This window comes from Candidatus Pantoea gossypiicola, from assembly GCF_008632075.1.
Taxonomy (GTDB): Bacteria; Pseudomonadota; Gammaproteobacteria; order Enterobacterales; family Enterobacteriaceae; genus Pantoea; species Pantoea gossypiicola.
Window position 1 is genome coordinate 102,912 of record NZ_VWVM01000013.1, and the last position, 24,904, is coordinate 127,815.

Annotated in this window: 24 protein-coding genes and 2 pseudogenes; 9 read left to right on the forward strand and 17 right to left on the reverse strand. The window is 55.2% G+C overall.

The genetic code is table 11. From position 1 onward, the window contains the following. The first annotated feature begins 1 nt into the window (after position 1). Positions 2-1,261 (forward strand): glycerate kinase type-2 family protein, encoded by a 1,260-nt coding sequence (locus tag F3I20_RS16685; RefSeq protein ID WP_150037946.1) that lies wholly within the window; start codon positions 2-4, stop codon positions 1,259-1,261. A gap of 228 nt (positions 1,262-1,489) precedes the next feature. Here the strand turns inward: F3I20_RS16685 and F3I20_RS16690 are convergent, their stop codons facing one another. From F3I20_RS16690 to F3I20_RS16705, 4 genes are all read right to left on the reverse strand, one after another. Beyond that, positions 1,490-2,167, reverse strand: a complete 678-nt coding sequence (locus F3I20_RS16690) for an anti-sigma factor (protein WP_150014289.1) — start codon at positions 2,165-2,167, stop codon at positions 1,490-1,492. Further along, complete coding sequence (locus F3I20_RS16695; protein ID WP_150037945.1) at positions 2,164-2,712, reverse strand: sigma-70 family RNA polymerase sigma factor; 549 nt, start codon at positions 2,710-2,712, stop codon at positions 2,164-2,166. Before F3I20_RS16695 ends, F3I20_RS16690 begins: the two co-directional genes overlap by 4 nt. Before the next feature lie 61 nt (positions 2,713-2,773). Further along, positions 2,774-3,334: a fasciclin domain-containing protein gene (locus F3I20_RS16700; RefSeq protein ID WP_150037944.1), complete on the reverse strand. Its 561-nt coding sequence runs from the start codon at positions 3,332-3,334 to the stop codon at positions 2,774-2,776. Between the two features lie 129 nt (positions 3,335-3,463). Further along, complete coding sequence (locus tag F3I20_RS16705) at positions 3,464-3,865, reverse strand: RidA family protein (protein ID WP_150037943.1); 402 nt, start codon at positions 3,863-3,865, stop codon at positions 3,464-3,466. 143 nt (positions 3,866-4,008) lie between these two features. Here F3I20_RS16705 and F3I20_RS16710 point away from each other — a divergent pair, with 143 nt between their 5' ends. Then, positions 4,009-4,602 carry a TetR/AcrR family transcriptional regulator gene (locus F3I20_RS16710; RefSeq protein ID WP_150014297.1) on the forward strand — a complete coding sequence of 198 codons (594 nt, stop codon included), beginning with the start codon at positions 4,009-4,011 and terminating at the stop codon, positions 4,600-4,602. A 64-nt stretch (positions 4,603-4,666) separates the two neighbouring features. Here the strand turns inward: F3I20_RS16710 and F3I20_RS16715 are convergent, their stop codons facing one another. The 7 genes from F3I20_RS16715 to F3I20_RS16745 form a co-directional block, all read right to left on the reverse strand. Continuing rightward, a complete protein-coding gene (locus F3I20_RS16715) occupies positions 4,667-5,446 on the reverse strand; it encodes an ABC transporter ATP-binding protein (RefSeq protein WP_150037942.1) in 780 nt (259 codons plus the stop codon). Then, entirely contained in the window at positions 5,443-6,129 is a 687-nt protein-coding gene (locus F3I20_RS16720) for an ABC transporter permease (RefSeq protein ID WP_150014299.1), read from the reverse strand. The genes F3I20_RS16715 and F3I20_RS16720 overlap by 4 nt, the downstream gene beginning before the upstream one ends. 9 nt (positions 6,130-6,138) lie before the next feature. Then, entirely contained in the window at positions 6,139-6,864 is a 726-nt protein-coding gene (locus tag F3I20_RS16725; RefSeq protein ID WP_010246779.1) for an ABC transporter permease, read from the reverse strand. 6 nt (positions 6,865-6,870) lie between these two features. Continuing rightward, entirely contained in the window at positions 6,871-7,719 is an 849-nt protein-coding gene (locus F3I20_RS16730) for an ABC transporter substrate-binding protein (RefSeq protein WP_190285970.1), read from the reverse strand. Between the two features lie 21 nt (positions 7,720-7,740). After that, positions 7,741-8,928, reverse strand: coding sequence for a M20 metallopeptidase family protein (locus tag F3I20_RS16735; RefSeq protein ID WP_150014301.1), 1,188 nt, complete (start codon positions 8,926-8,928; stop codon positions 7,741-7,743). A gap of 273 nt (positions 8,929-9,201) precedes the next feature. Then, complete coding sequence (locus F3I20_RS16740; RefSeq protein WP_150037941.1) at positions 9,202-10,068, reverse strand: alpha/beta fold hydrolase; 867 nt, start codon at positions 10,066-10,068, stop codon at positions 9,202-9,204. A gap of 51 nt (positions 10,069-10,119) precedes the next feature. Continuing rightward, positions 10,120-10,734, reverse strand: a complete 615-nt coding sequence (locus F3I20_RS16745; RefSeq protein WP_150037940.1) for a TetR/AcrR family transcriptional regulator — start codon at positions 10,732-10,734, stop codon at positions 10,120-10,122. Positions 10,735-10,924: 190 nt separating this feature from the next. On the opposite strand from F3I20_RS16745, the gene F3I20_RS16750 reads away from it, so the two are divergent. Beyond that, on the forward strand, positions 10,925-11,956 hold the full coding sequence (locus tag F3I20_RS16750) for an AI-2E family transporter (protein ID WP_150037939.1): 1,032 nt from the start codon (positions 10,925-10,927) through the stop codon (positions 11,954-11,956). On the opposite strand, the gene F3I20_RS16755 is transcribed toward F3I20_RS16750, so the two are convergent. Next, positions 11,945-14,674 (reverse strand): cation-transporting P-type ATPase, encoded by a 2,730-nt coding sequence (locus F3I20_RS16755; protein WP_150037938.1) that lies wholly within the window; start codon positions 14,672-14,674, stop codon positions 11,945-11,947. The two genes, F3I20_RS16750 and F3I20_RS16755, sit on opposite strands and share 12 nt — an antisense overlap. A 513-nt stretch (positions 14,675-15,187) precedes the next feature. Between F3I20_RS16755 and F3I20_RS16760 the strand changes: the two genes are divergently transcribed. From F3I20_RS16760 to F3I20_RS16770, 3 genes are read left to right on the forward strand one after another with little or no spacing between them, the layout of a single operon-like run. After that, positions 15,188-16,276, forward strand: coding sequence for an efflux RND transporter periplasmic adaptor subunit (locus tag F3I20_RS16760; RefSeq protein WP_150014311.1), 1,089 nt, complete (start codon positions 15,188-15,190; stop codon positions 16,274-16,276). Continuing rightward, a complete protein-coding gene (locus tag F3I20_RS16765; RefSeq protein ID WP_150014313.1) occupies positions 16,276-19,338 on the forward strand; it encodes an efflux RND transporter permease subunit in 3,063 nt (1,020 codons plus the stop codon). Before F3I20_RS16760 ends, F3I20_RS16765 begins: the two co-directional genes overlap by 1 nt. Next, positions 19,331-20,296: an acyltransferase family protein gene (locus F3I20_RS16770; RefSeq protein ID WP_150014315.1), complete on the forward strand. Its 966-nt coding sequence runs from the start codon at positions 19,331-19,333 to the stop codon at positions 20,294-20,296. The genes F3I20_RS16765 and F3I20_RS16770 overlap by 8 nt, the downstream gene beginning before the upstream one ends. Here the strand turns inward: F3I20_RS16770 and F3I20_RS16775 are convergent. From F3I20_RS16775 to F3I20_RS16785, 3 genes are all read right to left on the reverse strand, one after another. Beyond that, on the reverse strand, positions 20,246-20,974 hold the full coding sequence (locus F3I20_RS16775) for a DJ-1/PfpI family protein (RefSeq protein WP_150014317.1): 729 nt from the start codon (positions 20,972-20,974) through the stop codon (positions 20,246-20,248). The genes F3I20_RS16770 and F3I20_RS16775 overlap by 51 nt on opposite strands. A 113-nt stretch (positions 20,975-21,087) precedes the next feature. Then, complete coding sequence (locus F3I20_RS16780; protein WP_033784885.1) at positions 21,088-21,411, reverse strand: AzlD domain-containing protein; 324 nt, start codon at positions 21,409-21,411, stop codon at positions 21,088-21,090. Continuing rightward, positions 21,408-22,076, reverse strand: coding sequence for an AzlC family ABC transporter permease (locus F3I20_RS16785; protein ID WP_190285969.1), 669 nt, complete (start codon positions 22,074-22,076; stop codon positions 21,408-21,410). Before F3I20_RS16785 ends, F3I20_RS16780 begins: the two co-directional genes overlap by 4 nt. Before the next feature lie 111 nt (positions 22,077-22,187). Between F3I20_RS16785 and F3I20_RS16790 the strand changes: the two genes are divergently transcribed. Then, positions 22,188-22,736, forward strand: a complete 549-nt coding sequence (locus F3I20_RS16790) for a helix-turn-helix domain-containing protein (protein WP_135910995.1) — start codon at positions 22,188-22,190, stop codon at positions 22,734-22,736. On the opposite strand, the gene F3I20_RS16795 is transcribed toward F3I20_RS16790, so the two are convergent. Beyond that, the gene (locus tag F3I20_RS16795) at positions 22,737-22,937 is read right to left on the reverse strand and encodes a hypothetical protein (protein ID WP_223811690.1); all 201 of its coding nucleotides are present in this window, start codon (positions 22,935-22,937) and stop codon (positions 22,737-22,739) included. It abuts the gene before it with no gap. A 223-nt stretch (positions 22,938-23,160) separates the two neighbouring features. Between F3I20_RS16795 and F3I20_RS16800 the strand changes: the two are divergent. Together F3I20_RS16800 and F3I20_RS16805 are read left to right on the forward strand one after the other, a co-directional pair. Then, a pseudogene (locus tag F3I20_RS16800) lies at positions 23,161-23,518 on the forward strand (IS110 family transposase); the annotation flags it as partial. A gap of 183 nt (positions 23,519-23,701) precedes the next feature. Then, a complete protein-coding gene (locus F3I20_RS16805) occupies positions 23,702-24,589 on the forward strand; it encodes an NAD-dependent epimerase/dehydratase family protein (RefSeq protein WP_150014319.1) in 888 nt (295 codons plus the stop codon). 160 nt (positions 24,590-24,749) lie between these two features. On the opposite strand, the pseudogene F3I20_RS24455 reads toward F3I20_RS16805, so the two are convergent. After that, a pseudogene (locus tag F3I20_RS24455) lies at positions 24,750-24,875 on the reverse strand (hypothetical protein); the annotation flags it as partial. Between the last annotated feature and the right edge of the window lie 29 nt (positions 24,876-24,904).

The following is a 24,904-nucleotide window of genomic DNA, read 5'->3' on the forward strand; positions in this document are numbered from 1 at the left end:
CATGAGAAATGAACAGGCCGCGACAATCCTTCGCGATATTTTTCAGCACGCTGTTGACAGCGCCCGGGCCGGACCGGTTATCCCGCCGAACCTGCCGGAAAAACCGCGTGGCCGCTGTGTGGTGATCGGTGCCGGTAAAGCCTCAGCAGCGATGGCGGCAGCGGTCGATGCGGCCTGGCCGGATGTGGATCTGTCAGGCGTCGTCGTGACGCGTTACGGGCACGCGGTGCCTGCCGGACGCATCCGTATTATCGAGGCGGCCCACCCGGTGTCAGATGCCATGAGCGAGACGGCGGCGATGCTGATTGTGGAGACGTTGCGCGGGTTAACGCCGGATGATCTGGTACTGGCGTTGATTTCAGGGGGAGGATCAGCGCTGATGGTGCTGCCTGCACCGGGACTGACGCTGGCAGATAAGCAGAAGATTACCCGCGCACTGCTGCACAGCGGTGCCAGCATCAGGGAGATGAATCTGGTCCGTCGCCATCTTTCCGCAGTGAAAGGCGGCAAGCTGGCACGCCTGGCGCAGCCGGCGCGTATCGTGTCATTGATCATCAGCGATGTGCCGGGCGATGACCCGACGGACGTGGCTTCCGGTCCCACCGTTGCCGATCACAGTACGCCACCCGACGCGCTCAGGATGCTCGAACGTTACAGTATTGCGGTTCCGGAACCGGTTCGCAAAGTGCTGAACCAGCCCGCCAGTCCGGTGGAAAACGCAGTAAACAGTGAAGTCAGGCTGATCGCGACACCTGCGCTGGCGTTACAGGCGGCGGCGCAGGCCGCAAACAGGCACGGGCTCACGCCGCTGATTCTGGGGGACGCTATTGAGGGTGAAAGCCGTGAAGTGGCGGTAGTGATGGCCGGTATCGCCAGGTCGGTGAAGCAGCATGGTCAGCCGGTTCGCGGCCCTGCGCTGCTGCTGTCGGGCGGTGAAACCACCGTGACTGTCAGGCAGGGGCAGGCTGGAAAAGGGGGGCGTAACACCGAGTTTCTGCTCAGCCTTGCCTGTGCATTGCAGGGTCAGGAGGGTATCTGGGCCGTCGCTGGTGACAGTGACGGTATTGATGGCACAGAAGATGCGGCAGGTGCGCTGGTCTTCCCGGATACACTCACACGCGGCAAACTGAGCGGCCTTAATGCGCTTGCTGCTCTCGATGGCCATGATAGTTACAGCTATTTTCACGCGCTTGATGATCTGCTGATCACCGGCCCTACGTTAACAAACGTCAACGATATCCGGGCAATCCTGATTGCGTGAGCATGTCGCTCCTCCGCGTGCCGGGGGAGCGACATTTTATGGGTTAACGCAGATGACTGCCCTGGCCATTCAGAAACGGGTTGGCTGACGGGCCGACTCATTGCAGCTATAAATCATAAAAACAGACTGACCGTCCGATGGACGTTTTGATCGTTGCCTGTCTACCCCTCTTCAAGGCCAAAACGTGCAATAACCGCCAGGCGGCAGATAAATCCCTGCTGATGAAGGTTAAAGCAGCGTAACTTTGCCCTGGAAAATCACCGGCCCGGACGGCCCGCTGAGTTTAGACCCCCCCACCGGTTCCAGACTTACCGCCAGTATGGTCTTATTATCCAGCTCTCCGGAAGGCAACTTAAAGGCATTCCTGTCGCGGTGATCGATCAGTCCCAGTGATTGTGGCGGAGCACTGTCCTTTATGAGCCATAGCTGTAAGTTTTTATTTTCTGGCAGCGTGACGTTCAGTGCTGAGACCTGAATTAATGATGCGCTCTTGTCCAGACTCACGACAAACTGTGCATCGGGCTGCGCGCCGCTGAGAACCGCTATCGGCTGCAGATCGTGCGTCACATCAGGCTTCGTCACCCAGCTCAATATGAGGATGCCGGTCATTACCGCGGCCAGGCTCCAGCCGAGCCAGAATCCGGGATGCCACTGTTTGCGTTTTTTGCCGGGGGTGCCAGGTTTCCGGTCGAGATCCTGCGCAATCTGCGGCCAGAGTGCAGAAGGCGGTGTGATCTCCTGAGTCGTCAGATCAATGCCACTGAACGCGCTCTGCCAGCGCACCACCTCTGCGGCAAAGGCTGCATCGTCGTTAAAGCGTTTATCAAGCCGTTGCCGGGTGTCAGCGTCCGTTAGCCCCAGCACATATTCCGCGGCAGTGAGATCATCATTTTCCTGACCAGTCATAAGCCTATGCACTCCCGAAGATGGGTTAACGCGCGACGGATCCAGCTTTTTACCGTGCCTTCGGGCTGACTCATGGAGAGTGCGATCTCACTCTGTGACAGGCCACGATAATAGGCAAGCGAAAGGCTTTGTCGCTGTTCTGACGGTAACTGCGCCATACAGTGCTGAAGGCGGCGCGCCTCTGCAGGACTGTCGTCAGAGGGACGTGAACGCTGAAAACCCGCTTCTGCTTCGCTGATTTCCTCCATCGAACAGCATCTGTTCTCGTGTCTACGCAGAAAATCGATCGCCTTGTTTCTTGCAATGTGACTGAGCCAGATGAGCGGTTCACTGCGCTTAGGGTCGTAGTAGTTTGCCGACTGCCAGATTTGAATAAAGGTGTCGTGGAGGATCTCTTCTGCCCAGTCGCGCCGTCTGACCATACGCAGAATAATGCCGTAAAGCCGGGGTGAGAGGACGTGATAGAGCTGCGCCAGCGCAGATTTATCGCCGCAGGCAATCTGGTTCATTACGTCAGCCTGAATATGAGGCACAGTGTTTGTCATCGGCTTCCCTGTTAAAGGTGTAGCCACAGTATCAGTGGCTACACACAGTATAGGTAACGTGTTATGGCATCAGCACGGTATCGATAACGTCAATGACGCCGTTACTCTGATTCACATCATAAGTGGTAATGTTAGCGACATTGCCCTGAGCATCTTTAAGCTGAATGTTGTGCGGGCCGTTTGCCATTACCCACAGGGATGCGCCATTTACCGTTTTCAGCGCCGCTTTGCCTCCACCCGCTTTGATTTTTTTCTCCAGCGCTTTCATGTCCAGTTTTCCTGCGACTACGTGATAGGTCAGAACGCTGGTGAGCTTCTGTTTGTTCTCTGGCTTAAGCAGAGAGTCGACGGTGCCCTGCGGCAATTTTGCAAAGGCGGCATTGGTCGGCGCAAAAACGGTAAATGGCCCCTTCCCTTCGAGCGTCGGAACCAGACCGGCGGCCTTAACAGCCGCGACCAGCGTGGTGTGATCTTTCGAGTTAACAGCATTCTCAACAATATTTTTTGACGGGTACATGGCAGTGCCACCGACCATGACCGTATTGCTGTCCATGGATGCCGCATAGGTGGCACCGCTGAAAACGAATGCAGAAAAAAGCAGAGTTGGCAGGAATGGTTTCATTTTCACTTCCCTCATTGAGTTTGCAGGCAGGGCCGATATGCCCTCATCTGTTAATACGAATGAGCGAAGAAAACGGATGCAAAAAATTTTAATGATTTTCTTCCGGCATCCGTTTACGGCATGAACAGATTATTTTTGTTGTGCCGGAATGCGGGCAACCACCTTGATTTCAAAATCAAATCCAGCCAGCCAGGTGACCCCCACCGCGGTCCAGTTAGGGTAAGGCGGCTGCGGAAAAATGGACTGCTTCACCAGCATGATGGTTTCAAACTGGTTCTCCGGATCGGTGTGGAACGTGGTGACATCGATCAGGTCGTCAAAAGTGCAGCCTGCCGCAGCGAGTGTTGCCGCCAGATTTTCAAACGCCCGTTCAACCTGAGCAGCAAAATCGGGTTCGGGCGTGCCGTCAGCACGGCTGCCCACCTGACCGGAGACAAACAGCAGATCGCCTGATCGGATGGCAGCAGAATAACCATGCTGCTCGTAAAGGGCATGACGGTTAGCGGGGAAAACAGGTTCGCGCGTAATCATAGTGGTTCCTTTCATAGCGTCAGTCGGGAAAGCAGGATGCGGCGTACACAGGATTGATTTAATATACGCGGCGTATGTCACATTAATCACGCATACGCCGCGTATGTCAAACAATATACGATCCGTATGTGAAAGGAGAGCTTATGGCCGCGAAACGTCGCGCGGAAACAATGGAAGAGAATCGTGCAAAGCTGATTGCAGCAGCGCGCAGCGCATTTGCTGAAAAAGGCTTTGCGGCGGCATCTATGGATGAACTGACGGCCAGCGTGGGCCTGACCCGTGGTGCGCTTTACCATAACTTCGGCGATAAAAAGGGGCTGCTGGCGGCGGTGGTTGCGCAGGTAGATAGTGAGATGGCGCAGCGGGCTAAAGCAGCTGCATCCGGTGTGGAAGATGAGTGGGAGAGGCTGGTGGCAGAAGGCATCGCCTATATTCGGTTAGCCATGGAGGCTGAAGTGCAGCGTATTGTGCTGCGCGATGGCCCGGCATTTCTGGGTGATCCCGCGCAGTGGCCCAGCCAGAACAGCTGTCTGGCTGCCACGCGCGAAACGATTGTGAAGCTGACCGAAAGCGGAACCATCAAGCCGGTAGACGCCGATGCCGCCGCGCATCTGCTGAACAGCGCAGCGCTGAATGCCGCACTCTGGGTCGGCTCCAGTAGTGACCCGGAAAAGGCACTGCCAAAGATGATCGAGGTGTTCACCCAGCTGGCGGGTGGCCTGCGCCAGATCGATTGATCCTGAACATGGCTTCAAACGATAGTCATCAGTGCTGAAGCCAGCTTGCATTATCCCGGTTACTTTAGCCTGCATTGCGCTCAAAGTGGCTGTTCACAAAGGCACGACAGCGTGGCGAGATCGGATCGAGGAACACCTGTTCCGGTGAACCCGACTCCTCAATCATACCCTGATGCAGAAACACCGCTTTGTTCGACACGTCACGCGCAAAGCCCATTTCATGGGTCACGATAATCATGGTGCGCCCTTCTTCTGCCAGACTGCGGATCACCCGCAGCACTTCACCCACCAGCTCCGGATCCAGCGCAGAGGTCGGTTCATCAAACAGGATCGCTTTCGGCTGCTGCGCCAGCGCCCGGGCAATCGCCACGCGCTGCTGCTGTCCGCCTGACAGCTGCGACGGCCAGGCGTCGCGTTTTGCGTAAAGCCCCACTTTATGCAGCAGCGCTTCGGCTTCTTCAATTGCCTCTTTATGGCTGCGCTTCTGTACATGAACCGGCGCTTCAATGATGTTCTGCATCACCGTTTTATGCGGCCACAGATTAAAGCTCTGAAACACAAAACCAAGCTGCATCCGCATCACCTTGATACGGCGGCGCTGCTCGCGGCTCAGCTTTTCGTCAGCGTTATCCAGCGTGACGTTTACCTCGCCGACCGCAATTTCGCCCGCCTGCGGCACTTCAAGAAACGGAATACAGCGTAACAGCGTACTTTTTCCTGAGCCGCTGGCACCAATCAGCGAAATCACATCACCATCCTGCGCGGTCAGGCTGATGTCGTGCAGCACTTCGTGTCCCGCATAACTCTTTCTGAGATGGCTCAGCATGATAGTAGGCGCGGTCATGATCGTGCTCCGAAATAGTAAGGTGATAAACGCCGTTCCAGCATTGATACACCTTTGCTGACCAGCATGGTCAGTATCAGGTAAATCACCGCCGCGCTCAGAAATACCTCCAGCGCCCGGAACGTGGAGGAAACAATTGAGTCGGCAATGCCAGTCATCTCCATCAGGCTGATGGTGCTGACCAGCGACGTCGCTTTAATCATTGAGATGATTTCATTGCTGTAGGCCGGCAGCGCCTGACGAATCGCAATCGGTAAAGTGATGCGGGTAAAGATCTTGTACGACGACATGCCCGAGACTTTAGCGGCCTCCAGCGACTGCTGACTGACGGCGCGCAGCCCGCCGCGCAGGATTTCTGAGGTGTAAGCCGCATCGTTGAGGATCAACGCCAGTAAGCCGCACCAGTAAGGATCGCGCAGCAGCGGCCAGAAAAGGCTGTCGCGCACTGCCGGTAAACTGCCGAGGCCGTAATAGACCATAAAAATCTGGATCAGCAATGGCGTACCGCGAAACAGCCAGACGTAGAAACGGCAGAACAGGCTGCCGACGCGCGACATACGCAGCAGATTAAGCAGCAACGCCAGCACGCCGCCTCCCAGCAGCGAGAGCAGCGCCAGATTGATCGTCAGCGGCAATCCTTTCAGCAGCGCCAGCAGCGTCTGCTGTAAAAACATCATATCCACGTGGACTCCTTAGCCTTTTACGCGCTGTTGACCGCGCATCGCAAACTTTTCCACGTAGCGGAAAACCATATCGGAACAGGTGGTGATAATCAGGTAGATCACCGCACCCACGCTGTAGAAGAAAAAGGACATCTGAGTGGAGTTGGCTGCGGTCGAGACCTGATTCATGGTTTCTACCAGCCCGGTGACCGAGACCAGCGCCGACTCTTTGATCACCGATTGCCACTGGTTGCCCATACCCGGCAGCGCGGTGCGTAACGCCTGTGGCACGATAATGCGGCGAAACATCATCAGCCGTCCCATGCCGGTGACAGTCGCCGCTTCCAGCGTACCGCCCGGAATAGCGTAGAACGCACCGCGAAATACGCCGCTCTGATAGGCACCGGAGATCAGGCCAATGGCGATCGCGCCCGCCACAAAACCGTTCACATCGAACGGCCCCTGGAAGCCCAGCGCGGTACCCACTGTGGAGACCACCTGACGTCCACCGAAGTAGAAGAGGTAGATCACCAGCAGTTCCGGCACACCGCGAAACAGCGTGATGTAACCTGCCGCCAGCCGCTGTTGCCAGCGCGAACCGGCAATCTGCATCCAGCAGAGCACGCTGCCCAACAGGGCACCCAGCAGCCAGGCGCAGAGCGACACGCTGACCGTGACGGCGGCGGCGTTAAGCAGCACGCCTCCCCAGCCCTCATCCCCGAAGCCCAGTATCTGCCAGTCAATATTCATCAGCATCAGCAGTTACGCTTTTGGCGCGACATCTTCGCCAAACCATTTCATCGACAGTTTGCTCAGCGTGCCGTCTTTGATCATCGACTCCAGCGCCTGATTCAGCACCTGCTGCAGCTCGCTGTTGCCTTTACGCAGACCAATCGCCGAGCCTGCACCCAGCACACCACCCGAGAAGCCATAACCGCTGCTGCTAATCGCATCGCTGTGTTTTTTCACAAAGGCGTTGAGGTTGGTACGTGAAGCCATGACGGCATCCACGCGGCCATTCATCAGGTCAGCGAAGGTTTCAGGACCCGCCTGATAGGTGCGGATAGTGGCAACATCGCCCAGGTATTTCTGCAGGAAGTCCGCCTGAATAGTGGCGACCTGCACCGCAATAGTTTTGCCTTTGAACGTGGTTTTCAGGTCGTCGATTGCTTTTTTCATGCCGGCGTCGTCATCCGCCGTCACCACCGTGCCGCTGCCTGGCAGCGTAGCCAGCGGGCTTTTTTTCGCGGTCACAAAGCTGGAGACGCTGACAGTGTACTGATGAGTAAAATCGATTGCTTCAGCGCGCTTTGGCGTCACCGTCACCGCGTCTATCACCGCATCATATTTACCGTCGATCAGGCCCGGGATCATGCCTGACCATTTCTGGGCGATGATTTCATATTTAAAACCTGCACGCTTCGCCAGCTCCGCCACCATATCCGGCTCGTAGCCGACGATTTTTCCGCTCGGGGTCGTCTGGTTAAACGGAGGATAAGCCGCTTCGGTAGCAAACTTCAGGGTGCCGAAATCTTTCGCCTGACTGAAGGCGGAAGTGGCAAGCAGCACCACGGTCAGAGACGCCTTCAGGAGACGGTTACGCATCATCATAGAAACCTCATGTCTTTATTATTAAGAGAGTAAATCAATCGCAAGACGGGTCAGCGCCTGCGTCCCGGCGGCAATGCTGCGTTCGTCCGGCTGATAGTCGGAGTTATGCAGATGATCGTCACGGCCCGGCGTAGCGGATCCAATATGAATCTGACAACCCGGTACCCGTTCCGTAAACAGTGAAAAATCTTCGGCACCAAAGCTGGCGCTAGGCTGCGCGATGATGGCCTTCTCAAACTGATGCGAAAGAATCTGCTCCAGTGAATCGATGAGGCGGTCGTCGTTCATTAAGGGTGGAACGCCACGCTGGAAGTTAACTTCTATGCGGACGTTTTGCGCCAGCGCCACCCCTTCGCACATCCGTTTAAATGACGCTTCCATCGCAGCCCGCACCTCCGGCGATTTAGTGCGGATGGTGCCCTGAAACAGACAGCAGTCAGGAATGATGTTGTGGGTGGTGCCGCCCTGAATGTGCCCGATGGTTAACACGGCGGAGTGAGCAGGATCGCGTTCACGCGAGATGATGGTCTGGAGCTGGCTGATGAGATGCACGGTGGCGATAATCGGATCGGTGCCCATATGCGGACGGGCCGCGTGGGTCGATATGCCGTGCACCGTCACGTCGAATTCGTCGCTGGAGGCGGTACTGGCTCCACGCGTCAGGGCAACGTCACCCGCAGCCAGTTCAGGTTTGTTATGCAGGGTTACTGCCCAGTCAATGCCGTCGGCCACCCCGTCTGCGATCATCGCCTCAGCACCGCTTTCTGGCGTCTCTTCCGCAGGCTGGAAGATCAGCCGGACGCGGCCTTTTAGCTGCTGACGATAGTGCGGCAGGATTGTGGCCACACCCAGCATCGTCGCCGTGTGAATGTCGTGACCACAGGCGTGCATTTTGCCGGGATAGCGGCTGGCAAAGGGTAAACCCGTCTGTTCATGTATGGGCAGCGCGTCCATATCAGCACGCAATAGCAATGTCTTACCCGGCTCCGCGCCGTCGATATCCACCACGACACCGCTGCGACCAACGCCGGTCCGGGGATGCAATCCCAGCGCCTGCAGATACTCTGTGACCAGGCTGGCGGTACGCAATGTATCAAAGCCTAATTCCGGATGCGCATGGATATCACGCCGAATCGCCACCAATTGCGTTTCAATCTCTTTAACTCTGGCTTTTATTTCCCCGGCCAGTCGTGCTTTTTCCTGATTCATCGCAGCCCCGGCAATATGAGGACGGCAGTCTGGTGCCGGCCCTCTTTTAAATCTCATCCTGACGTTGGATGATGTTGACCGTTTATTTATTCACAGCACGTGACAGAAAGCAACGCGTTATAACATACGAGGAACTATGAAAAATCAGTAGCTTATGTTTATTTATTGGAAAGCCGTATGAGATAGCAGCGGATCAGCAATAATATTAATAATCCGCCGCGCGACATTACTTTCCCTACTTTCAGGCGGTGTTATTCAGCGTATATCCGGAGGTTAAATAAAGAAGTCTGCCAGTATTTCCGCTAATTTCTCTGGTTGTTCATCAGGAATAAAATGACCGCAGTTGAGAATAGTTTCACTGTTTACCTGCTGCGCCACAGCGCGTAACGGCGTAGCCATATCGGGTATCGATCCCTGGTCAGCACTCACCGCCAGCAGCGGCATTGCCAGCTTACCGCTTAACGCACGCTGACGGTTCTGCTCTGCCGACTGCGAGAAGGCGCGGTAAAAAGCCAGTCCCGCGCGTAAAGCGCCGGGCTGCTGAAAAATGCGCAGATATTCACGACGGGCTATCGCATCAATACGATGAGGATTCGCTGCTTTGCGGTTAAAAAACCAGTCAAGGTAGATCGCCTCCCTGCCGGTAATGAGTGCTTCCGGCAGATCATCCACACAGTGAAAACCGAAATGCCAGGTTTTCCAGGCGCTATCACCGACCATCGGCAGCAGGTCAGGCAGGGTCACACCGGGAATGCCGCCATCCAGCAGCGCGAGACGGCTGACCTTATCGGGATGGGCTGCTGCCAGTGACCAGGCGATCCATGCTCCGATATCATGTCCGGCCAGATTAAAGCGTTCGATTCCCAGCTGATTTAGCAGCGTCACAATGCATGTCGCTACACTGTCGGTGTCATAGCCACTGACCGGGAAATCTGAATCACCCTGCCCCGGCAAGTCGGGTGCAATGACATGAAAACGACTGGCCAGCCGGGGAATCACCTCCCGCCAGGCGTAACTGCTCTGCGGAAAACCAGCGAGCAACACCACCGTTTCTGCGTGTTCGCTGCCAGCGCTAAGGTAGTGCAGGCGCTGTGTGCCCACGTTGATAAAATGATGCTGATAAGCGGGTTGAGAATTCATAAAGCCTCCGGATAATAAGGAAACGATCACTTCCTTAATGGATAAAAAAATTCAGTCGAGTAACTTCAGTGCCAGAGGGATGATGCTGCTATCGGGCCGGGTAGCCGCAACTTTACCGGCGACGCGCATCCCCAGCACGATACAGAGCATCAGCGAAGCGGTGGCTTCACAGTCAAGTGCAGGATTAACCGAACCATCCTGCTGACCCAGCCTGATAATCTGCTGTAAGTTCTGCTGATTGCGTATCAGCGCCGCGCTGACCGCGCTAGCCAGCTCCTCATCCAGGGTCTGCAACTCCACGGCGCTTACCGCGACCAGACAACCGCGCTCGCCTTCCACATCACACACTGAATCCACGTAAAAATGCAGCAGCGCCGCCAGTTGATCACGCCCATTTTCACATTGCGCCAGCCGCGCAGCTAAGCTGCCGTTACGCTGTGAGAGATAGCGGGCAAAGACCGAAGCAAACAGCGTTTGTTTGTCGGTGAAGGCTTTATAAATGCTGCCGGTGGTCAGCTGCATAGCCTGGCCCAAATCGCCGATTGAGGTGGCGTGATAGCCTCTCTGCCGGAAAACCAGCATTGCGCTGTCGAGTGCCGCATCGGTGTCAAACGCCCGTGGTCGTCCCCGATCTTTATTAGGGTTATCATGCATCGATAGCACCATTAGGAAATGATTGTTCCCTTTAAGATAGACTGATTTAGCAGCTATAAAAAGCATTTCTATGCTGGCAGAAAAACAGCAGTGCCAATCTTTCATCTTCCCGCCCCTTCCCCACACCCTCTGACCTGACGCAAGGCACTGACAGGTAAGCCTCATCTATACTGCAGCTTATCTTTGCTGAAGGAGCCCGAACATGGGACTGAGCTGGTTTACTCTCTGGCAACCGCTGGCACGCGTGCTGTTTATTCTTGCCTCTCTGACGATTATTCTCACCGGCCTTTATCTGGCGGCACCGCTAATCAATCAGGTCCTGCTGGCGGCGTTACTGGCCATCATGCTTGACCCACTGATTACCCGGCTGGATAAAAAGCGAATCCCACGCATTATCTCATCCCTGCTGGTGATTACGCTGATGCTGATGATCATGGTGGTCACCACGCTCAAGCTAACGGCACTGACGCCCGATTTAATGCAGCTCAGCCGCCAGGCCCCCATGCTGCTGGCGGCACGGCTGGAACAGCTGACGCTGGCCTTTGCCCGGCTTGATATCGGTATGACGCCTGACCAGATGCTCACTTTTGTCGATGCGGGCGCGATAGTGCGCATCGTTACCGCATTTCTGACGCAAATTCCCGGCGTCATCTCCTGGTGGATCATGGTGTTCCTGATGCTGCTGTTCATGCTCTATGAGATGCCGCTGCTGAAAGCGGCGCTTCAGCAGCGGGTCAGCGGAAAAAATCACGCCTTTTATCTGGCGCTGCAGGAGGGAATTGAGAGCGTGATTGTTTATGCCAGGGTGAAAACACTGACCAGTATTCTTGGCGGGATCATCGTGGGTTTAGGTGCACACCTGATCGGACTGAAGTTTGCCTTTTTCTGGGGCGTGCTGATGTTCATCTTTAATTACGTACCGGTGCTGGGCTCTTTCCTGGCCGCGATTCCGCCGGTGATCCAGAGCTACATCATGTTTGATTTACAGGTTGCGCTGGCAGTCTCAGGCTTCTTTATGGTGCTGAACCTCTGCCTGAGTTCGGTGATTGAACCGCTGCTGATTGGAAAACGACTCAATCTTGCACTCACCACACAGCTGCTGGCGTTTCTCTTCTGGCAGGCGTTACTGGGGATTACGGGCGGGATACTGGCCATTCCTCTGACCTATCTGATTAAGAAGGTCCTGCTGGCGAGTTATACGCAGCAGGACCCGGAGTCAAAGTTAACTCAGTGACGGCGTCTTCACCCGCCATGTGCGGGTGAGACGTTTCTCAATCTCTACCACGATGAAGATTGCGATACTGACTAACAGCGAAATCAGCCAGTAGTTAATCGGCAGCGGGCGGGTTCCGAACAGCGTGTTCATCAACGGCACGTAGATAATGATGGCCTGAAGCACAATCAGTACCAGCGTCACCAGCCAGATACCGCGGTTTTTCAGCAGGCCACGGTCTAAGGAGAAACCATCCGTATTGCGGCAGTTAAGCATGTAGACCCACTGCGCCGTAACCAGCATCTGCAGGAGCACGGTGCGGATAAATTCAGGACTGTAGCCACGCGGTTGCAGCCAGGCTTCCAGCACAAAGGCACTGATTGAAATCAGCAGGCTGACAAACACCACACGCCAGATGGCGTAAGCGTCCATGACGTGTGCTTTGACATTACGGGGCGGCCGGCGCATCGCATTGGGTTCTGCTGGCTCAAATGCCAGACCAAACGACAGCGTGGCGGAGGTCGCCATGTTCATCCACAGGATCTGCACCGGGGTTAACGGCAGCAGATTACCCATCAGAATCGCGATAATAATCAGCAGCCCCTGCGCCATACAGGTTGGCATGACGAACAGAATGGTTTTTTTCAGGTTGTCATAAACCCGACGGCCTTCCTTGATTGCGGCCGCGATGGTAGCAAAGTTGTCGTCGGCCAGAATCATATCGGCCGCCTCTTTAGTTACCTCTGTACCTTTAATCCCCATTGCGATGCCGACGTTCGCCTGCTTCAGCGCGGGTGCGTCGTTGACGCCGTCGCCGGTCATACCCACAATTTCTCCGCTCGCTTCCAGTGCTTTCACCAGGCGCAGTTTATGTTCCGGGCTGGTACGGGCAAAAATATCATAGGTTTTAGCCGCCTCTGCGAGTTCAGCATCACTCATGTGTTCAAGCTGGTAACCCGTGATGGCCGTCTGGCTGTTGCCGATTCCCAGCATCTGACCAATTGCCATTGCCGTTTCCTGATGGTCGCCGGTGATCATTTTGACGCGAATACCCGCTTTCTGGCATTCATCAATGGCAGTAATGGCTTCAGGACGTGGCGGATCCATCATGCAGGCCAGCCCCAGCAGCACCATGTCACTTTTCAGATCGGCATGATCCAGCGAAGTAATGGGTGCAGAGGTTTTTTTCCATGCCGCAGCAACGGTGCGTAATCCTTCACTGGCATAGGTGGTGATGGCCGCATCCCAGTAAGCACGGTCAATCGGCTCTGCGCCGTCCGGCGTTTGTTGCTGCTGACATAGGGTAAGCAACACATCCGGTGCGCCGGTCAGCAGAACATAAGATTCACCGTTGGCCACACAGCTGACCGACATATATTTATAGAGGGAGTCGAACGGCAGCTTGCTCACCACCTCAACCGGCTGAGGCGTCGCCAGACCTTTGGCTGCCAGCACTTTCAGTGCACCTTCGGTCGGGCCGCCAACAATCGTCCAGAGCCCCTGGCTTTCCTGACGCAGCTGACTTTCATTACAGGTGTCTACCGCATGCAGGAACTGCTGGAACAACGGATCCTGTGCCGCCGAAGCATTCGCGTTGCCGCCCTGTTCAGAGACAATATCCCCTTTGGGTTCGTAACTGTTTCCGCTGACGCGCCAGCGGCTTTTTGCCAGTACCACCGCTTTCACCGTCATCTCATTCATAGTGAGCGTGCCGGTTTTATCAGAACAGATCACGGACATTGCACCCAGGGTTTCAACCGTAGGCAGTTTGCGGATAATCGCATTAGTGCGCGCCATCGACTGCACACCCAGCGACAGAATAATGGAGATAATGGCGGGCAGACCTTCCGGCACGGTGGCGACGGCCAGACTGATGACGGACAGCAGCAGTTCGCCCAGCGGAATGTCACGCAGCATGAAACCGAAGATAAACAACACGACCATCATCACCAGGATGATAAGAAAAATGGCTTTACCCAGTTTGTCGATCTGCACCAGCAGCGGGGTTTTAGCCTCTTTTATGCCGCTGATCATTTCGTTGATATGGCCCAGTTCCGTATCACCCCCGCTGGCGATGACCACACCTGAGGCGGTGCCGGAGCTGACGGTGGTGCCGGAAAACGCCAGATTCAGACGGTCCCCCAGCGACTTTTCACCGCTCAGCGTGTCGATGTTCTTAGAGACCACCGTCGATTCGCCGGTAAGAATCGCCTCTTCAACCCGCAGGTTATTGACTTCAAACAGTCTCAGGTCAGCCGGGATTTTGTCGCCGGGTCGTAACATCACTACGTCGCCGACCACAATATCGCGTGTTGCGACGGTGACCTGTTTGCCGTCCCGCACCAGCATCGCTTCACTGGCGAGCATGTTCTGAATGCTTTTCAGCGACTTCTCGGCATTACTCTCCTGAATAAAACCGATCAGGGCATTGATAACGGCTACACCGATAATGACAAAGGTATCAACCCAGTGGCCCATGAGCGCGGTGATGACCGCTGCGGCCAGCAGAATATAAATCAGCACATCTTTAAAATGGGCGATAAATTTGAGCAGCGCTGATTTATCTGCTTTTTGCGGCAGCGCGTTTGGCCCCTGTTTCTGCAGACGTTCCTGTGCGTCAGCAGTCGATAATCCTGCCGGGGAGCTTTGCAGGTCAGAAAATATCTCGGCTACACTACGCTGATACCAGGGGCGCTCAGATAAAGCTAACGCTTTATCCTGCTTATCATTATTTAGCATATATAAACCTCGTGCCATTTAGCGATGAATTAAAGGCGCAATTAAAGACATGAATTTTGCAGGAAGCCGCTCCCGCCGGTAATGACCGATATCATATTTAGGTAAGAAACGTCTGATGAATAACATAAAATGGCTAAATTAAATCTAACCTATATTATGAGAATAACAACGTTGTTTTTGTTTAACTAAGGTTTAAGTATGCTGATGCAGTGTGCTTTGGCTTGTACTCTGGCTCGCAAAAGGAAACTCTGATGAAAAAACAGAGCATTATCATGCTTTGCGGTTTCGTTATTCTCGCGGTTGCCGCAACCACACTGGTGGGATTACTCACCTGGCTTGTCGTCTCGCAGATGGCAGCATAACCCGATTCAGACGAGGCGGCGTTGCCGTCTCGCTAAACTATTATTACGAACATTCAAAATAATTTTATCCCGGTCGCGATAAGCATCAGGGCTAATGACGCCTTAACGCTTATTAAACTGCTGTGAAATAGCTGATGTTAAGGCGAATAAAATGATTAAACGCAAGGTTATCCCCGTTTTTCTCTGTTGCTTATTTATGACAGCGTGCGATCAGAAAAAAGAACCAGAGGCTCCGCCACCGCGCGTAATAAAAGTTTTCACCCTTGAACCGGACATTGCGCACAATATCAGGGTATTTCCTGCCCGTATTCAGGCCGGTGACAATACCGACCTGGCTTTCAAAAGGGCGGGCCAGCTGGTACAGCTGGATATACGTGACGGAACGCCCGTGAAAGCGGGGCAAATTCTTGCCACCCTGAACGACACAGATGCGAAACTGCGGGTACGCGATCGTCAGACAGCATTGCAGCTGGCGGAACGGCAATTTCAGCGCTTTAACACACTGGCCCAGCGCAGCGCCGTTTCAAAATCGGAAATGGATGTGCAGCGCGCTAACCGCGATGCCGCCGCCACCGCCCTGAAAATCGCGCAGGAAGAGTTGCAGTTTCTGACCCTACGCGCGCCGTTTGATGGCGTGATTGCCAGAGTGCAGGCGCGTAATCATCAGGTCGTGGCCGCCGGACAGCCGATTGCGCTGCTGACCCGGGCCGATTTGCTTGATGTTGTCTTCACCCTGCCGGAAACCCTCTTCACCAGCCTGGACATCCAGAATATTCACTATCAGCCGGAGGTGCAGTTTAACGCTCTGCCCGGCCGCTTTTTTACCGCGCAATACAAAGAGCACACAAGCCAGACCGACGCTGCCACACTGACGTACCAGGTGGTGCTGACCATGCCGCGTCCCGCTGATCTGCCAGGCGTTGCCGGTCTCAGCGGTGCCGTGCGCGTTAAGCTGCATAACCTGCCGAATGCCCCAGCGCAGCCGCGGCTGGTGGTACCGGCGACTGCGGTGTTCAATCCCGATCGCAGCCCCACTAATCAGCCGCACGTCTGGCTGGTTGAGCAGGATGGCGATGCCCTGCGTGTTAAAGATCAACCGGTCAATGTAGGTCGTCTTACCGCGCAGGGCATTGAAATTATCAGCGGGCTGCAGCCGGGCGATCGCATTGTTGCTGCCGGTGTGGGTGAGCTGCGTGACGGTGAAGCGGTACGCATCTGGCAGCGTGAGCGGGGGTTATAATGCGTATTCAGGAGCACTTTCTTGATAAACCCATTCGCATCTGGATGGTTATTCTGCTGCTGGGCGTGGGCGGCATCTATGCCCTGCTGAACATTGGCCGCCTTGAGGATCCGCTGTTTACCATTAAGTCGGCAGTGATTGTCACTCACTATCCTGGCGCGTCAGCCCAGCAGGTCGAAGAAGAGGTGACCCTGCCGCTGGAGAATGCGTTGCAGCGCCTGCCGTCACTGGACAATGTCACGTCTATTTCAGGCAATGGCCTGTCGCAGATTACCGTCAATATCCACACCCGCTATCTGGCCGATCAGCTGCCGCAAATCTGGGATGAGCTACGCCGTCGCGTCGGCGATGCGGCCCGGCAGTTTCCGCCGGGCGTACAGGCTCCGCTGGTTAACGACGACTTTGGCGATGTTTATGGCTACTTTTTCGTCATTCACGGCAAAGACTTTACGAACAGCGAACTGCGTAACTATGCCGATCAGCTGCGGCGCGATCTGGTGCTGGTGCCCGGCGTGGCGAAAGTTGCGGTAGCGGGCGTTGAGCAGGAGGAGATCCGCATTGCTCTTTCGGCCAGCAAAATGACCGCCTATGGCATGACGCCGCAGCGCATCGCCGATCTGCTGAACCGGCATAACAGCGTTGCCAGTGCCGGCACGCTGCGGGTCGACAGCGAATCAATTCGTTTTCACCCTACCGGTGAGCTAAAGACACTCGACGACCTGGCGAATCTGCCCATTCTGCCTGCGGGCAGCCCGCAGAACGTGCATCTGCGCGATATCGCCACCCTGACGCGTGGCGTGACCGATAGTCCGGCCAATATCTACTTTGCCGATGGTGAAGCGGCACTGGCAATCGGCATTTCGTTTGCGCCTGGCGTCAACGTGATTGATGTCGGCGACGCGCTCTCCGCGCGGATAGCGCACTATCAGCAGGATACCCCCGCCGGGATCAGCCTGAAGGTGTTCTACAATCAGGCGCATGAGGTGAAACAGTCTGTTGATGGCTTTATCCTCAACTTCCTGATGGCGCTGGCGATTGTGGTGGGAACGCTGCTGCTGTTTATGGGCCTGCGCAGCGGCATGGTGATTGCCGCATCACTGGCACTAAACGTGCTCGGCACGCTACTGATCATGTACCTGTTTAAACTGGAACTGCAGCGGGTGTCGCTGGGCGCGCTGATTATTTCGCTCAGCATGCTGGTGGATAATGCCATCGTCGTTGTCGAAGGGGTAAAGATCGACCATCAGCGCGGGCATCCTTTACAGCAGGCGATTTCCCGCATGGTGCGCCGCACTGCCCTGCCCCTGCTGGGTGCCACGATTATCGCGATACTTGCCTTTGCACCGATTGGCCTGTCGCAGGACTCAACCGGCGAATATTGTAAATCGCTGTTCCAGGTGCTGCTGATTTCGCTGATGCTGAGCTGGGTAACCGCGCTGACGCTGACCCCGGTATTTATTAACTGGAGCGAGAAACGTCGTGGCGCAGCGAAGCCCGCAAAAACTGACATCTCCGATCCTTATCAGGGCATCGTTTTCCGGCTCTATCGTCAGGCGCTGGGCGGCCTTTTGCGTTTTCGCTTGATCACGCTGACGGCGATGGTCGCGCTGCTGGCACTGTCGCTGTATGGCTTCACTCTGGTGAAGCAGAACTTTTTCCCCTCATCCAGTACGCCAGTCTTTTTTACCGATCTCTGGCTACCCTATGGCACCGATATCCACTACACCGCGGATACCGCAGCGGAAATAGCCCGGTTTATTAATCAGGATCCGGCTGTTGCGGCAACGGTGACGACAGTAGGTCAGGGTGCACTGCGTTTTACCCTGACCTATGACGCGGCGCGCCAGTACAGCAACTTCGCCCAGATTATGGTGCGGGTTAAGGATGGCCGACAGCTGGATACGCTGGCGCTGAAGACCGAGAATTATATTCAGCAGAACTTCCCGCAGGTGAATCAGCGCATCAAACGTATTCAGTTTGGCAGCGCCAGTGACAGCGCGATTGCCCTGCGGGTATCCGGCCCGGATCCGGAGGTGCTGCGTCACATCGGCAGCCAGCTGGATGCGATTTTTCTGGCGGATGGCTCGACGTTCCCGATACGTAACGACTGGCAGGAGCGCAGCAAAGTGATCCGCCCGGTCTATTCCGCTCTGCGTGGTCAGGAGCTGGGCATTGATAAGCGCGATATCGATCAGGCGCTGAGAATGAACTTCAGCGGCGATGCCGTGGGCATATTCCGGGACGGATCACGGCTGATGCCGGTGATGCTCTACCCGGCTGATGAAGAGCGACAGAGTGTTGATCACATCGAAAACATTCAGCTCTGGAGCGCTGCCCTGCAGCACTTTGTGCCGCTCAGCAATGTGATTTCTGACTTCCGGCTGGAGTGGGAGAATCCGCTGATTATGCGTCGTGACCGTACGCGCGTGCTGACGGTGCAGACGGATCCCGATCCCGCCTCCGGATTAACGTCCGCGCAGGTAGTGGCACGGGTTCAGCCGCAGATCGATCAGCTTAAACTTCCGGCGGGCTACAGGCTGGAGTGGGGTGGCGAACTTGAGAGCTCACGTGAAGCACAAAGCGGTCTGCTGAGTTCGCTGCCGGCAGGCTTCCTGGCTATGTTCATCATTACCGTGCTGATGTTCAACTCGCTGCGGGACGCCGTCGCAATCTGGATCACCGTGCCGCTGGCGATGATTGGTGTTACCTGTGGCTTTTTGATCACCGCTATTCCGTTCGGCTTTATGGCGCTGATTGGGCTGCTCAGCCTGTCAGGGATGTTGCTTCGCAACGGGATTGTGCTGATTGAGGAGATCCGACTGTTCCGGCAGGAGAAGCCGCTGCAGCAGGCGATTATTGATGCGGCGACGTCGCGTCTCCGCCCTATCCTGCTCACGGCCTTTACGACCGTACTGGGCCTGCTGCCGCTGCTGCGCGACGTCTTTTTCCAGAGCATGGCGGTGGTGATTATTTTTGGTCTGGGATTCGCGACGGTGCTGACCCTGCTGGTGCTGCCGGTGATCTATCGCTGCTTCCACGGACGGGAGGCGCACGGTGAATAAGACCGGGCTGGCAATGCTGAAGACGCTGGCCTGCATCACCGCCGTGTCGTTTTTCACGCTGTATCAGAGTTACGACAGCTACCATTACGACGTTGATCTGACGCTGAATGTACTGAGTTTTATCTCGACCATTGCTACGCCGCTCTATTTTCTGCTGAGCGGCTATCTTGACGCGAGTGAGCCGCATACGCCCGCGTGGCAGCTCGGCAAAATTCGCCGCATTCTGCTGATTTTTATCTTCTGGTTCAGCTTTTTCTGGTTTGCCGGGATGCACCACAAAGGTTACCTGATTCAGCCGTGGTTTGTGATTGCGCTGATTGTCATTTACGTCTCGCATCCACTCATCGACTGGCTGATTCAGCGGCCTGGCGTAATGGCAGCAGGGATTTTGCTGTTGCTGTTGCTGGCCTTTGCTTATGACCTGCTCGCCAGCCTCTATCCGGGCCAGCGGGCCTTTTCGCTGCTGCCACAGTACCGAATATGGACCTGGGTGCTTTATTACCTCACGGGCCGGCTGATGGCTGCGCCACGTGTGATGCAGTTGCTGACATCACCCAGAGTGATAAAGGTAAGTCTGCTGCTGCTGCCCGCGGTTTATCTTTTTACCTGGCTGTATGAGCGCTATTACTTTATCGCGCGCTTTCTGGCGACCCACAATGATGTGGTGCTGACCGGCTCACAGGTTTATCTGCTGGTGGTGCTGATCGTGATCAGCATTAACGCTGTCCGGCTGCCGGATAAAGCCCAATGGCTGACCTCATTTCTGACAACCCTCGGCAAGACCATGACCGGCGTTTATATCCTGCATTACCTGATTTTTGGTGTGCTGGCGGCCGCTATCCACATTCAGACTCTGGGCGATAAACTGCTGGTCATCGCCCTGACGCTGTTCATCTCAATGGCGCTTTCACTGCTGCTGTTGCGTATACCCGGCGTGAGTAAGCTGATCAGTCTGTAATCGCCGCGCGGCGCGCTCAGTTGCTGCACGGCGCGTAGCGATGAACTCAGCCATTTTCGCCCGTGCCTGCGCCACCTCCTCTGGCAGCGCGGTTTGCGGCGAGCCGCAGGAAAACGGCGGTTCGGGGTCATATTCCATCTGCAGCTGAATGGCTCTGGCGGCGGCGTCTCCGGCGATTTCCGCCACCAGCGTCAGGGCGAAATCAATGCCGGAAGTGACCCCCGCACCGCTGATACGATTGCGGTCACGCACTACCCGCTGATTCACCGGCTCCGCACCCAGCAAAGCCAGTTGATCGATGGAACTCCAGTGTGAGGTCGCACGGTATCCTTTTAGCAGTCCGGCAGCGCCCAGCACCAGCGAACCGGTACAGACCGAAGCAACCCACTGCGCCTGGTCAGCCTGCCGTCGCAGAAAATTCAGCGTTTCCTCATCCGCCATCAGGGCAATCTGCCCTGGCCCGCCCGGCACACAGATCACATCCAGCAACGGGCAATCGTCAAAGGTGGTAGTCGGTAATATAGACAGGCCGCGATCGGAGCGTACCGGCTGACGATCTTTCCAGATCAGATGACACGCCACGCCGGGTGTGCGTGCAAATACCTCCCACGGGCCGGTTAAATCGAGCTGGGTAACATCAGGGAAAAGTAACAGACCAATCTGAAGCGGACGATTCATGCATAAACTCCGGCGGGTGATGAGTGACCATCATGCCGTGATGTCCGGTCAGATAGCAATTCTGGGTGCTGGAACGCTTTACAGCATGTCCGGGGGAGTCGTGTAAAGAAGCATCAGGCCACGCCGAGAAAACGCAGCAGCGCTGTCATCGCTGCCGCGCCCAGAATAATGACAATCAGTGGTGCCCGACGCCACGCCAGCAACAGGGCAAAACCTACGCCCGCCACCCGTGCCACACCGGCAAAATGCTGTCCTTCAAACAGCGTAGTGGTCGCCGCGACGGCCAGCAGTAACACCGTGGCAGCATCGGAGAGCATCTGCTGGGTGCGCTCGCTGATTGGCAGACGGTTTCCCAACCTGACACCGGCAAAGCGCATCAGATAGGTTCCTGCGGCCAGCATAGCGATGCCGGCGATGATCATTCCCTGATGCGTCATTTGCGCGATCTCCATGTCAGCAGGCCCAGCAGCGAGAAGAGCACCGGCATGCCCGCCGGAACCAGCGGCGTCGCCAGTAAGGAGAGCAGCGCGCCGACGGTGGCGGGGATCCGGGTCCGCCGCTGGCGCAACGCCGGGAAGATCAGAGCAATCAGGATCGCCGGAAACACCGCATCCAGCCCAATCATCGATACGTCGGGAATAAACTGACCCACCGCCGCCCCAGCCATAACGCTCACTGGCCAGATTAAGCCGATACCGATGCCGCACAGCCAGTATGCACTGCGACGCTGGGCCAGCTGGGGTTGTGAGATACCAAACACCACGCTTTCATCATTCATAATGTGGCAGCCAAACCAGCCCAGGGGACCCTTTCCCACCAGATCTTTAACCGCAATGCCGAAAGGCAGATGACGCGCATTCACCAGCAGACCCGCAGCGGCGGCTGTTAATGGACTGCCGCCGCCAGCCACGATGCCGATAAACAGAAACTCCGATGCGCCTGCCAGCACCAGCGTTGACAGCGCCAGCGGCACCCAGAGCGGAAACCCGTCGGCGGAGGCCAGCGAACCATAGGATAAACCGACAATCCCATCAGCCAGACAGACCAGGAAAATCGCTTTGATCACCCCTTTGTCCAGCAACTGCATTTGCGGAAAAAGCATCACTCTGTCTCATAATGAACGTATAATCCGATATAATGAACACCGCGGCACTGTTTTACAAGCCGAACAATTCGTTCGTTATAAAAAACTTTTTGTTTATCAGGAGTGCGTTTGAATACCCCTATCAGCATCATTGCCAATGCCTTAGTGCGTGAACGTCAGCGAGCCGGCCTGTCACTGGCTGAAGTCGCGCGCCGCGCCGGTATCGCCAAATCAACGCTGTCACAGCTGGAGGCGGGTAATGGCAATCCGGGCATTGAGACGCTGTGGTCACTGTGCGTGACGCTGAATATTCCGTTTTCACGCCTGCTGGAGCCGGATGCGCGTCGTCTGCAGGTGATTCGCCGTGGAGAAGGTCTGACGGTTACCGCCGATCTGGCAGACTATCAGGCCGTTCTGCTGGCATCCTGCCCGCCTGGCGTCCGGCGTGATATCTATCTGCTGGAGGTTCAGCCTGGCAGTGAGCGCATTTCACAGCCTCATATTCCCAATACTATTGAGCATATTATTATTGCTAAAGGTCGGGCGCTGGTGGGTCCGGTGGACAGCGCGGTAGAGCTGGATGTGGGTGATTACATTACCTATCCAGGCGACGAGCTGCATATCTTTCGGGCGCTGGAAGCCGATACGCTGGCGCTGCTGGTGATAGAGCACAGCTAGTTACCGCCCGGCAAGCTTCTGCCGGGTTTCTGCGGGAGTGAGGTGCGTGATCAGCTGCACCTCACTGCTCAATCTGATCGCCGGATAGTGCTCGCGCATCCCCTCCAGCAGCACCGTATCCGGCCATTCGTTCTCTTTCCCCAGCTTCGCAACGACCTCGTTTAAGCGCAGTGTGTCGATCCGTGTCACCCAGACGATCACCGTGTCGGCTTCATCCGTGTATCTAACATTATGTGGTGATTAGCTAACACCACTGAAGCAGAGCGGGCCCGTCCTCGACCTTAAGGTCATTGCCACACTGAATCTTGTTTAGCAGCATCAGATCCTCCGCTTCACCTTTCACGCCAGCCCATCAGGTTGAACGGTTACCTGGAGCATGACTCCATATATAAAAGGCGAACAGGCGTGACGGTTTATGTGAGAGGTGCCAGGCCAGGTTTCCAGCGGTATAGACGTAAGCAAGAGTACGCTTGATCTGTGCATACTTTATGACGGTATTAAAGGTCGCGTTAAAACGCGTAATATCCGGAACGATCGGAGCGCATTTGAAAACATAATTCGCTGGCTAAGGCTCCAGCACTGCGGTCCGCAGGACGTTTACCTGGTTATAGAAGCAACCGGTGTTTATCATGAGCGGCTGGCCAATGATTTACATGATGCGGGTTTTTATGTGTCTGGCCACCCCTCACCACAGCTGAGATTTTGACCGAGGCATGGGATTTATAACGAAAACGGACAAAGTCAATGCATACATGAGGGCCTGTTACGCACTCCTGAAACAGTTTTTCTCAGTGAATTTGACCGGAAAATAATTTCTGCTACTGGCACCTCCCTTTTAGCTGGTAAATTATCAGCGGTTGAAATAGTTGAATTTAATTCAACTCATCATGCACGAGTTTTCAATGAAAAACCTTTTTTTATTGCCATGCTTAACGTCGCATTCCATCATTAAAAGGTAAAAAAAGATGTCTGATAAGAGAAAACGCGTAGCGATCACCGGGGCTTTTGGAAAAATTGGTCAGGTTACTGTTAAACATCTGCGGGAGGCTGGTTATGATATTTTCCTCATCGATCGCGTAAAAAATGAAGCATTCAGCGAGCCTACCATGATCGCGGATCTACAAGATTTTGGAGCCACGCTTGATGCTCTTTCATCTGCTGGTGAAGATGTCTATTCACGCGCTGAGCCGCAAGCCTTTGACGCTGTTGTTCATCTTGCAAGCATTCCCCATCCACGTATGATCCCGGACTCGGCGGAGTTTCAGAATAATATGGTGGCGACGTTCAACGTGTTTGAAGCCTCGCGCCGCCTGGGGATCAAAAATATTGTTTGGACGGCCAGTGAGGTAGCTACCGGCGTGCCTTATGATCAGTGGCAGGCTCCTTATGTTCCGGTTGATGAATCCTACCCACATCGTGGCCTCAGCATCTATGCGCTGACCAAGGTTCTTGGGGAGGAGATGGCACGTCAGTTCTGTCTCAACGATCCCAGCATGCGGATTACCTGCCTGCGTTTATCAAACGTCATGAACCCCGAAGAATATGCAAAATTTGAGGAATGGCAGGACGACCCGACCCAGCGACTGTGGAATATGTGGACCTACGTGGACGTGCGTGACGTTGCCCAGTCCGTAGAACTCGCCATTGAATATGATGTGCGGGGTAAGGATGATTTTTTCATTACCAGCGACATAACCTGCATGCGTACACCTACGCAGGAACTGCTGAAGAAGTATTATCCTGATACTGAACGCCGCAAGCACTTTGAAGGAAATGAGTCGGTGCTTTCCAGCGAAAAAGCGATGCGTGTGCTGGGCTATAAGCCCAGGCATCGCTGGACCGATAAGGCATAATGACCTCTGGAGGACGTTCTTCAGGCAGATAATAAGCCTGTAAGCGGTACCTTCAACTTCAACCGGTTGCAGAAAGGTTTTCTGCAACCGCTACTGCTCTGTGTTACCAGCCTGCAATCAGGCCGGAACGTCCTGTTCGTGCAAAAACGCAATTATCTGTTCAGTCAGAAAACAACATCAATCCTGCATTGTTGATAACATGCTCAATGCGTCCATATTTCTTTTCGATGCCAGTAATCATCTTAAGGACATCATTTGCGTCCATTACGTCAGTAACTCTAAAAGCCGCTCGTCCGCCTTTTTAGTTAATCTAAT

What these genes read in the sequence shown, in the direction of transcription:
- F3I20_RS16715 (WP_150037942.1), bottom strand. Translation starts at nt 5,446, where the DNA reads ATGACCGCGCCTACTATCATGCTGAGCCATCTCAGAAAGAGTTATGCG.
- F3I20_RS16695 (WP_150037945.1), bottom strand. Translation starts at nt 2,712, where the DNA reads ATGACAAACACTGTGCCTCATATTCAGGCTGACGTAATGAACCAGATT.
- F3I20_RS16775 (WP_150014317.1), bottom strand. Translation starts at nt 20,974, where the DNA reads ATGAATCGTCCGCTTCAGATTGGTCTGTTACTTTTCCCTGATGTTACC.
- F3I20_RS16700 (WP_150037944.1), bottom strand. Translation starts at nt 3,334, where the DNA reads ATGAAACCATTCCTGCCAACTCTGCTTTTTTCTGCATTCGTTTTCAGC.
- F3I20_RS16805 (WP_150014319.1), top strand. Translation starts at nt 23,702, where the DNA reads ATGTCTGATAAGAGAAAACGCGTAGCGATCACCGGGGCTTTTGGAAAA.
- F3I20_RS16735 (WP_150014301.1), bottom strand. Translation starts at nt 8,928, where the DNA reads ATGAATCAGGAAAAAGCACGACTGGCCGGGGAAATAAAAGCCAGAGTT.
- F3I20_RS16760 (WP_150014311.1), top strand. Translation starts at nt 15,188, where the DNA reads ATGATTAAACGCAAGGTTATCCCCGTTTTTCTCTGTTGCTTATTTATG.
- F3I20_RS16785 (WP_190285969.1), bottom strand. Translation starts at nt 22,076, where the DNA reads ATGCTTTTTCCGCAAATGCAGTTGCTGGACAAAGGGGTGATCAAAGCG.
- F3I20_RS16740 (WP_150037941.1), bottom strand. Translation starts at nt 10,068, where the DNA reads ATGAATTCTCAACCCGCTTATCAGCATCATTTTATCAACGTGGGCACA.
- F3I20_RS16755 (WP_150037938.1), bottom strand. Translation starts at nt 14,674, where the DNA reads ATGCTAAATAATGATAAGCAGGATAAAGCGTTAGCTTTATCTGAGCGC.
- F3I20_RS16725 (WP_010246779.1), bottom strand. Translation starts at nt 6,864, where the DNA reads ATGCTGATGAATATTGACTGGCAGATACTGGGCTTCGGGGATGAGGGC.
- F3I20_RS16685 (WP_150037946.1), top strand. Translation starts at nt 2, where the DNA reads ATGAGAAATGAACAGGCCGCGACAATCCTTCGCGATATTTTTCAGCAC.
- F3I20_RS16780 (WP_033784885.1), bottom strand. Translation starts at nt 21,411, where the DNA reads ATGACGCATCAGGGAATGATCATCGCCGGCATCGCTATGCTGGCCGCA.
- F3I20_RS16745 (WP_150037940.1), bottom strand. Translation starts at nt 10,734, where the DNA reads ATGGTGCTATCGATGCATGATAACCCTAATAAAGATCGGGGACGACCA.
- F3I20_RS16750 (WP_150037939.1), top strand. Translation starts at nt 10,925, where the DNA reads ATGGGACTGAGCTGGTTTACTCTCTGGCAACCGCTGGCACGCGTGCTG.
- F3I20_RS16690 (WP_150014289.1), bottom strand. Translation starts at nt 2,167, where the DNA reads ATGACTGGTCAGGAAAATGATGATCTCACTGCCGCGGAATATGTGCTG.
- F3I20_RS16705 (WP_150037943.1), bottom strand. Translation starts at nt 3,865, where the DNA reads ATGATTACGCGCGAACCTGTTTTCCCCGCTAACCGTCATGCCCTTTAC.
- F3I20_RS16765 (WP_150014313.1), top strand. Translation starts at nt 16,276, where the DNA reads ATGCGTATTCAGGAGCACTTTCTTGATAAACCCATTCGCATCTGGATG.
- F3I20_RS16730 (WP_190285970.1), bottom strand. Translation starts at nt 7,719, where the DNA reads ATGATGATGCGTAACCGTCTCCTGAAGGCGTCTCTGACCGTGGTGCTG.
- F3I20_RS16710 (WP_150014297.1), top strand. Translation starts at nt 4,009, where the DNA reads ATGGCCGCGAAACGTCGCGCGGAAACAATGGAAGAGAATCGTGCAAAG.